This window comes from Streptomyces sp. NPDC048295 (genome assembly GCF_040652135.1).
GTDB lineage: Bacteria > Actinomycetota > Actinomycetes > Streptomycetales > Streptomycetaceae > Streptomyces.
Genome location: NZ_JBEZLL010000027.1, coordinates 82,249 through 94,840, shown reverse-complemented (window position 1 = coordinate 94,840; position 12,592 = coordinate 82,249). Strand labels below are relative to the sequence as shown.

Sequence of the window (12,592 nt, the reverse complement as noted above, 5' to 3'; positions counted from 1 at the left end):
CACCGCCGGTCGATGCCGCCGGAGGTGCCCCATGAGTGCAGAGGCCACCAGTCCAGGTGCCCCCATCCGCAGACGGGGCCGCCCCCGGATCGATCTGCGCCGCCTCGGCCGCGTCGCTCTGCTCGGCCCCGTCTCCCGCGACCGGCTGCCCGACGCCATCGGCCATGTCGCCGAGGCCCATCGGGCCCACCACCCGGACGCGGACCTCTCGATCCTGCGCCGGGCCTATGTACTCGCGGAGTCCTCGCACCGGGGACAGATGCGCAAGAGCGGCGAGCCGTACATCACGCACCCGCTCGCGGTCACGCTGATCCTCGCCCAGCTCGGCGCCGAGACGACGACACTCACCGCGTCGCTGCTCCACGACACCGTCGAGGACACCGATGTGACCCTCGATCAGGTGCGGGACCAGTTCGGCGACGAGGTCCGCTATCTCGTCGACGGCGTCACCAAGCTCGAAAAGGTCGACTACGGAGCGGCCGCCGAGCCGGAGACCTTCCGCAAGATGCTGGTCGCCACCGGGGACGACGTCCGGGTCATGTCGATCAAGCTCGCCGACCGGCTGCACAACATGCGCACCCTCGGTGTGATGCGGCCCGAGAAACAGGCCAGGATCGCCAAGGTCACCCGTGACGTACTGATCCCGCTGGCCGAACGGCTCGGCGTGCAGGCCCTCAAGACCGAGCTGGAGGACCTGGTCTTCGCGATCCTCCACCCCGAGGAGTACGAACGGACCCGCGCGCTGATCGCCGCCGCGTCGGCGCGGCCGGACGGTTCCGGCGCCGCCCGCCGGGACCCGCTCGCCGCCATCGCGGAGAACGTCACGACGGTGCTGCGGGAGGCCGGCATCCCCGCCGAAGTCCTCATCAGGCCCCGCCACTTCGTCTCCGTGCACCGGGTCGGCGTCAAACGCGGCGAGCTGCGCGGCACCGACTTCGGCCGGCTGCTGGTGCTCGTCGGCGAGGACGCCGACTGCTATGCCGTGCTCGGAGAGCTGCACACCTGCTTCACCCCGGTGATCTCCGAGTTCAAGGACTTCGTCGCCGCCCCCAAGTTCAACCTGTACCAGTCGCTGCACACCGCCGTCGTGGGCGAGGAGGGGGCGGTCGCCGAAGTCCTCATCCGTACCCACCGGATGCACAAGGTCGCCGAGGCCGGGGTCATCGCCCTCGGCAATCCGTACGCGGCGGACAGCGGCACCGGCCCCCAGACGGCCGAACCCGCGGACGGCGAGCGCGCTGACCCCACCCGGCCCGGCTGGCTCTCCCGTCTCCTCGAATGGCAGCAGTCCGCCCCGGACCCCGACACCTTCTGGACCACGCTCCGCGCCGACCTGGCCCAGGACCGTGAGATCACGGTCTTCCGGACCGACGGCGGCACGCTCGGACTGCCCGTCGGAGCCAGCTGCGTCGACGCCGCCTACGCGCAGTACGGGGACCGGGCGCACAGCTGCATCGGCGCCCGGGTCAACGGCCGACTGGCCACCCTCGGCACCGTGCTCAGCGACGGCGACACCGTGCAGCTGCTGCTCGCCGAGGACGCCGCCTCGGGCCCCTCGCCCGACTGGCTCGACCACGCCAGGACCCCCGCCGCCCGCATCGCCATCACCGGCTGGCTGGACACCCACCCCGAGGACGCCCCGGGCCCGCACGGCGGCCGGACAGGGACAGGGCAGCCGTCGCAGGGCCACTCCAGACCCGGACCGCAGCAGCAGGAGCCGGTCGGCGCCGGAGCCGCCATGGCCCCTGACGGCACCGCGACCGCCGTGGTGGACCGGCCGGACGCCACCGTACGGCTCGCGGGCTGCTGCACCCCCGCACCACCCGACGCCGTCACCGGATTCGTGGTGCGCGGCGGCGCCGTCACCGTCCACCGGATGGAATGTCCCGCCGTCGCCCGGATGCGGTCGGCCGGCCGGTCGCCCGTCGGGGTGAGTTGGGAAGACTCCACCGAGTGCCGGGTCACGCTGGTCGCCGAGTCCTTCGGGCGTCCCCGGCTGCTCGCCGATCTCACCGAGGCGATCGCGACGGCGGACGCGGCGATCATCGCCGCCACCGTCGAGCCGCCCAGCGAACAGCGTGTCCGGCACACCTACACCCTGCAGCTCCCCGACGCGGCCGGACTGCCCGCCCTGATGCGTGCCATGCGTGATGTGCCCGGGGTGTACGACGTGAGCCGCACCCGGCACCCCGCCACCACCGCCTGACACCGGCGGGCAGCTGCCGTCCGCCGCGCGCTCTCATTCGGGTGGCGCGGCGCGCGCCGCGCCTGCCCGGCGGGAAGTCGCTGGTAGCGGTAGTTCATGCCGTTCATCTCCCGCCGTCTGCGGGCCGCTCTGCTGGTCACCGCATCAGCCGCCCTCGTCGCAGCAACCCTCCCCTCACCCGTGCCGCTCGGCATCGGGGATCCGCTCTTCCCCCATCTCGGCAACCCCGGGTACGACGTCCGCGCCTACGACATCGGACTGACCTACCACGGCGACAACAGCAAGCCGCTGGAGGCCGTCACCAGGATCGACGCGCGGACCACCGAGCCGCTCGACCGGATCAACCTCGACTTCACCCGGGGCACCGTCCGCAGCGTCGAAGTCAACGGTCTGCGCGCCGACTTCGCCGTCACGGACGAGGACCTGGTCATCCAGCCACTGGGCCGGCTCCCCGCCGGGGTGCCGCTGCGCATCACCGTCCATCACACCAGCGACCCCAACGGCGACCAGGACAGCGGCGGCTGGCTGCGTACCGCCGACGGCCTGGCGATGGCCAATCAGGCCGACGCCGCGCACCGGGTCTTCCCCAGCAACGACCACCCCGCCGACAAGGCCTACTTCACCTTCCGGGTCACCGCGCCCAAGGACCTCACCGTGGTGGCCAACGGACTGCCCTCCGGCACGACCCGGCACGGCGCCGACACCACCTGGACCTACCGGACCGAACACCCCATGGCCACCGAACTGGCCCAGGTCTCCATCGGGCGCTCCACCGTCCTGCGCCGGACCGGCCCGCACGGACTTCCGGTACGCGACGTGGTGCCCACCGCCGACCGCGAGCGCCTCGAACACCGGCTCAGCAAGACCCCCGCCCAGCTGGAATGGATGGAACGACAGGTCGGCCGCTACCCCTTCGAGACGTACGGACTGCTCGTCGCCGCCAACGACACCGGCTTCGAACTGGAGACCCAGACGCTCTCGCTCTTCGAGCGGTCCCTGTTCACCGGGACCGGCTATCCCGAGTGGTACCTCGACTCGATCATGGTGCATGAACTCGCCCACCAGTGGTTCGGCGACAGCGTCTCGCCGCGGAGCTGGTCCGACCTGTGGCTCAACGAAGGACACGCCACCTGGTACGAGGCCCGCTACGCCGAGGAGCACGCCGGAAAGCCGCTGGAACGCCGGATGCGCGAGGCCTACACCAAGTCCGACGGCTGGCGCGCGGCCGGCGGCCCGCCGGCCCGTCCCGACGCCCCGGAACCCGGACAGAAGATCAGCCTGTTCCGGCCGGTGGTGTACGACGGCAGCGCGCTGATCCTCTACGCGCTGCGCCAGGAGATCGGCGCGGGCGCCTTCGACCGGTTGGAGCGGAGCTGGGTGCGCAAGCACCGGGACTCCAACGCCACCACCGAGGACTTCGTCCGGCTGGCCTCCCGGACCGCGGGCCGCGACCTGACCTCGTTCCTCGACGGCTGGCTCTACGGGGAGAAGACCCCGCCGATGCCCGGTCACCCGGACTGGCGCAGTGCCGCGCCCGCCGCACAGCGATAAACCCGGGTGACTGGCGAGGTACGGCCGTGCCACTATCGACGGGTCGCCGCGGCGGCCGGGACCGGAGATTCGCGACAGCGGGAATCATCGGAAGGGGTCACGCGTTGTGACTCATGTAACGGACTTCCATCGACGTAAGGATCCAATGACCTCCTCTTCTTCCCTTCCCCAGGACGCGCAGGACGCGCAGAGCGCTACGGAGAATGTCACCGAAAGCCTCACCGAGAGCCTTCGGGCCGACGCCCTGATGGAAGAGGACGTCGCCTGGAGCCACGAGATCGACGGAGAGCGGGACGGAGAGCAGTTCGACCGCTCCGAGCGCGCCGCCCTGCGGCGCGTGGCCGGACTCTCCACCGAGCTCGAAGATGTCACCGAGGTCGAGTACCGACAGCTGCGCCTGGAGCGTGTGGTGCTGGTCGGTGTCTGGACATCGGGGACCGTGCGTGACGCGGAGAACTCCCTCGCGGAGCTGGCCGCACTGGCGGAGACGGCGGGCGCCCAGGTGCTCGACGCCGTCTTCCAGCGCCGCGACAAGCCGGACCCGGCCACCTACATCGGTTCGGGCAAGGCACTGGAGCTGCGCGACATCGTTCTCGAATCCGGGGCCGACACCGTCGTCTGCGACGGTGAGCTCAGCCCCGGCCAGCTGATTCACCTGGAAGACGTCGTCAAGGTCAAGGTGGTCGACCGGACCGCCCTGATCCTCGACATCTTCGCCCAGCACGCCAAGTCCCGAGAGGGCAAGGCGCAGGTCTCGCTGGCACAGATGCAGTACATGCTGCCGCGGCTGCGCGGCTGGGGTCAGTCGCTCTCCCGGCAGATGGGCGGCGGCGGTTCCAGCGGCGGTGGCGGCATGGCCACCCGTGGTCCCGGTGAGACCAAGATCGAGACGGACCGGCGCCGGATCCGCGAGAAGATGGCGAAGATGCGCCGGGAGATCGCGGAGATGAAGACGGGCCGTGAGATCAAGCGCCAGGAGCGCAAGCGCAACAAGGTGCCGTCGGTCGCCATCGCCGGCTACACCAACGCGGGCAAGTCCTCGCTGCTCAACCGGCTCACCGGTGCGGGCGTCCTGGTGGAGAACGCCCTGTTCGCCACCCTGGACCCGACCGTGCGCCGGGCCGAGACGCCGGGCGGCCGGCTCTACACCCTGGCCGACACCGTCGGGTTCGTACGGCATCTGCCGCACCACCTCGTCGAGGCGTTCCGCTCCACCATGGAGGAGGTCGGCGAGTCCGACCTGATCCTGCACGTGGTGGACGGCTCCCACCCGGTCCCGGAGGAGCAGCTGGCCGCGGTGCGCGAGGTGATCCGCGAAGTGGGTGCGGTGGACGTGCCCGAGATCGTGGTGATCAACAAGGCGGACGCGGCCGATCCGCTGGTGCTCCAGCGACTGCTGCGCATCGAGAAGCACGCGATCGCCGTCTCGGCGCGCACCGGTGCCGGTATCGACGAGCTGCTCGCGCTCATCGACACCGAGCTGCCGCGGCCGTCGGTCGAGATCGACGCGCTCGTGCCGTACATCCAGGGCGGACTCGTCTCCCGGGTGCATGCCGAGGGCGAGGTGATCTCCGAGGAGCACACGTCGGAGGGCACCCGGCTCAAGGCGCGGGTGCACGAGGAACTGGCTGCCGAGCTCTCCTCGTTCGTCCCCGTGGCGCACTGACCGCGGCGCGACACGGTTCAGCGAGGCCCGAAGGCCCGCCCCCGACCGGGGGCGGGCCTTCGGGCCTTCATCGGGGTGCCGGTGGCACTCAGCGGCCGGCGAACTTCTCGCTCATCGTGGTGAAGATGTCCTTCGCGCCCGGACCCAGGCGAGGCCCGGCGAGCCAGCCGGCGGTCACCGGCCCGATGGAGGTGTTGGAGACCAGCACGGACTTGCCGTCGCCGCCGTTCATGAACCAGCCACCGCCGGACGACCCACCTGTCATGGTGCAGCCGATGCGGTACATCGCCGGAGTGCTGGGGCTGATGGAGAGCCGCCCGGGGCGGTCGACGCACTTGTGCATGATCAGGCCGTCGTACGGGGGAGCGGCGGGGTATCCCCAGGCGCCCATGGCGCCGATCTGCGAGACCTCGGGAGCGTCGAAGTCGACCGCCAGGGCGTTGCCCACGGTCTCCTCCAGCGACTTGGTGCCCTTCTCCGGCTTCACGTGCAGCACCGCGTAGTCGTAGGGAGCGCCATCGCCCCCGGTGGGGCCGCCGTCGGCCAGCCATTCCCCGGACGTCGACGCCCAGTCCGCCCAGTACGCGCCGTACGGGGCGACCTCCTGGGGCTGCGCGTTCTTCAGAGCGGCGGCGGACTTGCCCTGGTCGTTGTACGCGGGCACGAAGACGATGTTGCGGTACCAGCCGCCGTTCGAACCGGCGTGCACACAGTGTCCGGCGGTCCACACCAGATTGGACCGTCCCGGGTTCCGCGGGTCCTTGACGACCGTGCCCGAGCAGACCATCGAGCCCTTGGGGGAGTCGAAGAACACCTTGCCGACCGGGGCCGCGTAGTTGTGGTACGGCGTCTTCTCGGGCTCGGCCCGCACCGGAGCGGGCTCCGGGTCGGTGACGCCCTGGCCGCCGGAGACGTCGCCGGCCGCCATGGTCTTCGCCGGGTCCTTGGCCGACTTCATCCGGTCGGGCTTCCACAGCCCCTCGATGACCGGGTTGACGAAGTCCTTGGCCTCACGCAGCCACTTGTCCTTGTCCCAGTTCTTCCACTCGCCGTTCTTCCACTTCTCCGGGTCGACGCCGTGCTTCTTCAGCGCCTCGGCCAGACCCTCGGGCAGGGAGGAGCCGGCGTCCTGGCCACCCGTCGAGCCTGCGGCGGGCTTGTCGTTCGCGCTGTCCTCACCCGGGCCGCAGGCGGTGGCCGTCAGCGCGAGCGTGGCGACGAGTCCTGTCGCGGCGAGCAGTGGACGTATGGATCGCATGGAAAGTGTTCCCCCTGAAACTTCCGAAATTGCCATGAACGTGTCATTCGAATCGACGGCCGGACCAGCGGCCGCCGAAGATGCAGGGCCCCACCCTATGACGGTCCGCAGTGTGCTCCCCGCCACGGCGGCGCGGCGCCACGGAGAGGGCCCCCGGCGCTCAACTGCAGCGCCGGGGGCCCCTGATGCTCCGTCACCGGAGACGGGCCGGGTGACGGTCCGTCGTCACTCTCCCGCGTACTTCTTGCTGACCGAGTCGTAGACGCCCTTGGCCTCCTTGCCGAACCGAGGCCCGGCCAGCCAGCCGGCGGTCACCGGACCGATGGAGGTGTTGGAGACCAGTGCGGGCTTGCCGTCCTGGCCGTTCGCGACCCAGCCACCGCCGGAGGAACCACCGGTCATGCTGCAGCCGATGCGGTACATCGTCGGGTCCTGCGCGGTCAGCGAGAGCCGGCCCGGCTTGTCCGCGCACTGGAAGGCCTTCTGGCCGTCGTACGGCGGAGCGGCCGGGAAGCCGGTCGCCGTCATGGCGTCGATCTTCGGCACGGCCGGGGCGTTGAACTCGACGGGCAGCGCGGAACCGACCGTCTCCTCCAGGGACTTGCCCGTCGAACCCTTCTCCGGCGTCACGTGCAGCACGGCGAAGTCGTACGGCGCGCCCAGCCCGCCCATCGAGGATCCCTGCGAGATCCACTGGTCGGACGTCTGCGCCCAGGTGCCCCACCACACGCCGTAGGGGGCGATCTCCTGCTTGGTCGCCGTCTTCAGCTCGGCCAGGGAGAGGCCCTGGTTGTTGTACGAGGGAACGAAGGCGATGTTGCGGTACCAGCCGCCCTTCTTGCCCGCGTGCACGCAGTGCCCGGCGGTCCACACCAGGTTGGACTTCCCGGGGTGCGCCGGGTCCTTCACCACGGTCGCGGAACAGACCATGGAGCCCTCGGGGCTGTCGAAGAGCAGCTTCCCGGACTCGGCGGCACTGGTGTGGTAAGGCGTTCGGACGCCCGCGGCCCGGACCGGTGCGGGCGTCGGGTCCGTCACACCCTCGTCACCCGAGATGTCGTTCTCGACCGGCTTCTCCGGCGACTTGTCCGCATCCCGCATCCGGTCCGGGTCCCAGAGGTCCTCGATGATCGGGTTGACGAAGTCCTTGGCCTCACGCAGCCACTTGTCCTTGTCCCAGTTCTTCCACTCGCCGTTCTTCCACTGGTCGAGGTCGATCCCGTGTTCCTTGAGCCGGTTCTTCAGGTCGTCGGGAATCTTGATCTTGCCGTCCGAGGACTGGCCCGCGGGGACGCTCGGCTTGTCGCTCGCGTTGTCCTCCTCGGGTCCGCAGGCCGTGGCGGTGAGTGCGAGGACCGCGGTGACCGCGGCCACGGCGAGCATCGACGAGGGCCGGCGGCCCGCCCTCCCCCGGCGTACGGCGAGAACCGGTCGAATGAGTCGCATGTGGTGATCCCCCTGGGACTTCGTAACTCAACACTTCTGTACTGCACTGCGGTACCGCTCCGAGCCATCCGCTCCGAACACCCTGCGGACTCCTGGACAGTTGTCCGGGGTCCTGTGCGGCCCCCACTATGCCGGTGCCGTTGGGGACGGTGAGCGGCAGGGCCGTGGTTCCGCCTCCGCAAGGATCTTCGGATTTACCCGTGATCCGCCGCCCCCGGCGTCGTTGGTACGTGCGAGGGACCCGGGGAAAGCGTTCATCCCCGAACTCCGTCCGCTCACCGACGTACTGATGTGCAACGCAACCGTTACACCAGGAGGACCGACAGCCGTGGCCGTGACCGAACCAGCCCCGGTGGCAGCACCGACGGTGCACGAGGGGATCCTGCGCCGCCAGTCCCTGCGCGAATCCGCCGCCCGTACCTATGCGCGGTCACTGCCGATCGTGCCGGTGCGGGCCCGCGGACTGACCATCGAGGGCGCGGACGGGCGGCGGTATCTGGACTGCCTCTCCGGAGCCGGCACCCTGGCGCTGGGCCACAACCACCCGGTCGTCCTGGAAGCGATCAAGAAGGTCATCGACTCGGGTGCGCCGCTCCATGTGCTCGACCTCGCCACGCCGGTCAAGGACGCCTTCACCACGGAGCTGTTCGCCACCCTGCCGCCGCGGTTCGCCGACAACGCCCGGATCCAGTTCTGCGGACCGGCGGGCACGGACGCGGTCGAGGCGGCGTTCAAGCTGGTCCGCGGCGCGACCGGCCGCAGCGGCCTGCTCGCCTTCACCGGGGCCTACCACGGGATGACCGAGGGAGCCCTCGCCGCGTCGGGGGGCGCCGAGGACGTACGGGTGACCCGGCTGCCCTTCCCGCGCGACTACCGCTGCCCCTTCGGCGTCGGCGGGGAGCGCGGCGCGGAGCTGGCCGCACGGTGGACCGAGAGCCTCCTGGACGACCCCAAGGCGGGCACACCGGCACCGGCCGGGATGATCCTCGAACCGGTGCAGGGGGAGGGCGGTGTGAACCCCGCCCCCGACGGCTGGATGCGCCGGATGCGAGCGATCACCGAGGCCCGCTCCGTCCCGCTGATCGCCGACGAGGTCCAGACGGGCGTCGGCCGCACCGGTGCCTTCTGGGCGGTCGAGCACAGCGGGATCGTGCCCGATGTGATGGTGCTCTCCAAGGCGATCGGCGGCTCCCTCCCGCTCGCCGTGATCGTCTACCGCTCCGAGCTCGACACCTGGCAGCCGGGCGCCCACGCCGGCACCTTCCGGGGCAACCAGCTCGCGATGGCGGCGGGCACGGCCACCCTGGCCTACGTACGGGAGAACCGCCTCGCCGAACGCGCCGCGATCCTCGGCGCCCGCATGCTCGCCCGTCTCCAGGCGCTGGCCACCGACCACCCCGCCATCGGCGACGTACGCGGACGCGGCCTGATGATCGGGATCGAGCTGGTCGACCCGGAGGCCACCGCTCCCGGTGACGGCCCCGAGCCCCCGCCCGCACCCGCCCTCGCCGCCGCCGTCCAGCAGGAGTGCCTGCGCCGCGGCCTCATCGTCGAACTCGGCGGACGCCACTCCACCGTCGTACGCCTCCTGCCTCCCCTCACGCTCACCGACGAACAGGCAACAGCGGTCGTGGACCGCCTCGCCGACGCCCTGGCAGCCGCCGAGCGGCTGCCGCTCCGCCGGACCACGACCGGGTCGGTCCGCTGACCCCGGACACCCTCACAAGAAAGACCGCCGTGAACCCCACCCCCGCGCCCCAGGCCGACGGCTCTCCCCCCACCCCGCAGCTCGCCGGCCCCCTCGTCGTCGAACAGTCCACGGTGCCGCGCCAGATGACGGCACCGCCCGACGAGCGGTGCACCCCGGACCCCGCGGCCATCGGCAGGCCCTCGGCCGATCCGCTCGACCACCCGGACCCGCTGCGGGCCGCCGACACCGCGGGCGCGGAGAATCTTCTCCGCTGCTGGGTCCGGGAGACCGGCCGGCCCGGCCCGGACGGCCGTACGCTGCGGATCCCGCTCCCCGCCAGCGGAACGGCGCTGCTCGTCCCCGTCCTCTACTGGTCGGCCACGGGCTGCCACCGCTTCGGCCCACCCGTGCTGGAGGGGGCGCCCGAAGGAGCACCGCCCGCCGACGCCGTCATGGTCGCCGCCCTCCTGGGCCGCGAGGCCGACCGCGACGAGGGCGCCGACCTGGTGGCCCGGGTGGCCGACTCGGTACGGCGCACCGCCGGCTTCATCACCGAACGGCGCCGCGCCCCCCACGCCCCGGCCGGGGCGGACCTCTTCCTCACCGCGGAGCAGTCCCTGCTGCTCGGACACCCGCTGCACCCCACCCCCAAGAGCCGCGAAGGGCTCTCCGACGCGGAGTCCCGCCTCTACTCACCCGAGTCGCACGGATCCTTCCCGCTGCACTGGATGGCCGTCGACCGGTCCGTGCTGGCCACCGACTCCGCCTGGACCGACGGAGGCCGTCCCGTACCGGCCACCGAGCTGCTCACCTCCTACGCCGAGGGCCTGCGGCTCCCCGGCGGCACCGTGCCGATCCCGCTCCACCCCTGGCAGGCCCGCGAGCTCGCACACCGTCCCGAGGTGGCCGCGCTGCTCGACGCCGGACTCCTCCACGACCTGGGACCCCACGGCAGCCGCTGGCACCCCACCTCTTCGGTCCGCACCGTGCACCGGCCCGGCGCCGAGGTCATGCTCAAGCTCTCCCTCGGCGTACGCATCACCAACTCCCGCCGGGAGAACCTCCGCAAGGAACTCCACCGCGGCGTGGAGGTGCACCGGCTGCTCCGCACCGGGCTCGCCACCCGGTGGCACGCCGCCCACCCGGGCTTCGACATCGTCCGCGACCCCGCCTGGCTCGCCGTCGACGGTCTCGACGGCGAGCCCGTGCGGGGCCTGGACGTGATGCTCCGTCACAACCCCTTCGGGCCGCACGACGACGCGGTCTGCATCGCGGCCCTGACCGCCCCGCGTCCTTGGCCGGGCCGGATCGGCATGCACTCGCGCCTCGCCGAGATCGTTCACACGCTGGCCGCCCTCACCGGAAGGACCGTGGGCGCGGTCGCCGCCGAGTGGTTCCTGCGCTACCTGGACCGCGTCGTGCGCCCCGTGCTCTGGCTCGACGGCCACGCGGGCGTGGCGCTCGAAGCACACCAGCAGAACACCCTGGTGCTGCTGGGCCCCGAAGGCTGGCCGGTCGGCGGCCGATACCGCGACAACCAGGGCTACTACTTCCGCGAGTCCCACCGCACGGCGCTGGAGGACCGGCTCCCCGGCATCGGATCGGTCAGCGACACCTTCGTCTCCGACGCGGTCACCGACGAACGCTTCGCCTACTACCTCGGCATCAACAACGTCTTCGGCCTGATCGGCGCGTTCGGTGCCCAGCACCTCGCCGACGAACGCGTACTCGTCGCGGCCTTCCGCCGATTCCTCGGCTCGGCCGCCGCCCTGGGCTCCCCGCTCTCCGCCCATCTGCTGGAAAAGCCCCATCTGCGGTGCAAGGCCAACCTGCTGACCCGGATGCACGGTCTGGACGAACTCGTCGGCCCCGTCGACACCCAGTCCGTCTACGTCACCATTGCCAACCCCCTGTGTGTCTGAGGGAACATGACCAACTCCTGAACCGCCGAGAGGAGCGCGACACCGTGGCTAGCGCCGATGCGCAGACCGACGCCGGTACCGGCCCTGTCCCACCGGCCGACACGGGTGCCGAGGACACCCTGGACCTGGAGCTCCCCGAGGAGCTCCTCGCCCTGTTCGGGGAGGACCCCCCGGCCGCCGAGGGCGACGCGGGCCGGGCGGCGGGTGCGACGCCGGCCGTGAGCAGGGCCGCCTCCTCCGATCTGCTCGACCGCCCGGCCGACTGGCGACCGGTCACCACTCCGGCCGGAGTCCTCCAGCTCGTGCCCGTGCGACTGGAACGCGACCTCGCCGTGCTGAGCCGCTGGATGAACGACCCCGCGGTCGCGGCCTTCTGGGAACTCGCCGGACCCGAGGCCGTGACCGCCGCCCATCTGCGCCCTCAACTCGACGGTGACGGACGCAGCGTCCCCTGCCTCGGCGTGCTGGAGGGCGTCCCCATGAGCTACTGGGAGATCTACCGCGCGGATCTCGACCCGCTGGCACGCCACTACCCGGCCCGTCCGCACGACACCGGAATCCACCTGCTCATCGGCGGTGTGAACAACCGCGGACGCGGCCTCGGCACCACTCTGCTGCGGGCCGTCGCCGACCTCGTGCTCGACCAGCGTCCCCGGTGCGCGCGTGTGGTCGCGGAACCCGACCTCCGTAACACCCCGTCCGTCTCCGCCTTCCTGAGTGCCGGATTCCGCTTCTCCGCGGAGCTCGAACTCCCTGACAAACGAGCCGCCCTGATGGTCCGCGACCGAACCCATCGTGCCCAGCTGTGAACGAACTGCCATCCACCTCACACCGCTCGAACCCCATCGGTTCC

8 protein-coding genes are annotated in these 12,592 nt (G+C 71.4%); 6 read left to right on the top strand and 2 right to left on the bottom strand.

Features of this window, described 5'->3' with window-relative positions; genetic code table 11:
- The first annotated feature begins 31 nt into the window (after positions 1-31).
- The 3 genes from AB0D53_RS32095 to hflX all read left to right on the top strand — a co-directional run bounded on the left by AB0D53_RS32095 (position 32) and on the right by hflX (position 5,423).
- Complete coding sequence (locus AB0D53_RS32095) at positions 32-2,206, top strand: HD domain-containing protein (RefSeq protein ID WP_362452661.1); 2,175 nt, start codon at positions 32-34, stop codon at positions 2,204-2,206.
- A gap of 96 nt (positions 2,207-2,302) precedes the next feature.
- Positions 2,303-3,757 carry a M1 family metallopeptidase gene (locus AB0D53_RS32090; protein ID WP_362452659.1) on the top strand — a complete coding sequence of 485 codons (1,455 nt, stop codon included), beginning with the start codon at positions 2,303-2,305 and terminating at the stop codon, positions 3,755-3,757.
- Between the two features lie 145 nt (positions 3,758-3,902).
- A complete protein-coding gene (hflX, locus tag AB0D53_RS32085; RefSeq protein ID WP_362452658.1) occupies positions 3,903-5,423 on the top strand; it encodes a GTPase HflX in 1,521 nt (506 codons plus the stop codon).
- A gap of 88 nt (positions 5,424-5,511) precedes the next feature.
- Here hflX and AB0D53_RS32080 read toward each other — a convergent pair whose 3' ends face one another.
- Complete coding sequence (locus AB0D53_RS32080; RefSeq protein WP_362452657.1) at positions 5,512-6,681, bottom strand: hypothetical protein; 1,170 nt, start codon at positions 6,679-6,681, stop codon at positions 5,512-5,514.
- A 225-nt stretch (positions 6,682-6,906) separates the two neighbouring features.
- On the bottom strand, positions 6,907-8,127 hold the full coding sequence (locus tag AB0D53_RS32075; RefSeq protein ID WP_362452655.1) for a hypothetical protein: 1,221 nt from the start codon (positions 8,125-8,127) through the stop codon (positions 6,907-6,909).
- Positions 8,128-8,455: 328 nt separating this feature from the next.
- Between AB0D53_RS32075 and AB0D53_RS32070 the strand changes: the two genes are divergently transcribed.
- From AB0D53_RS32070 to AB0D53_RS32060, 3 genes are read left to right on the top strand one after another with little or no spacing between them, the layout of a single operon-like run.
- The gene (locus tag AB0D53_RS32070; protein ID WP_362452654.1) at positions 8,456-9,835 is read left to right on the top strand and encodes a diaminobutyrate--2-oxoglutarate transaminase family protein; all 1,380 of its coding nucleotides are present in this window, start codon (positions 8,456-8,458) and stop codon (positions 9,833-9,835) included.
- A gap of 29 nt (positions 9,836-9,864) precedes the next feature.
- On the top strand, positions 9,865-11,739 hold the full coding sequence (locus tag AB0D53_RS32065) for an IucA/IucC family protein (protein ID WP_362452653.1): 1,875 nt from the start codon (positions 9,865-9,867) through the stop codon (positions 11,737-11,739).
- Positions 11,740-11,783: 44 nt separating this feature from the next.
- A complete protein-coding gene (locus AB0D53_RS32060; protein ID WP_362452652.1) occupies positions 11,784-12,548 on the top strand; it encodes a GNAT family N-acetyltransferase in 765 nt (254 codons plus the stop codon).
- Positions 12,549-12,592 lie beyond the last annotated feature (44 nt).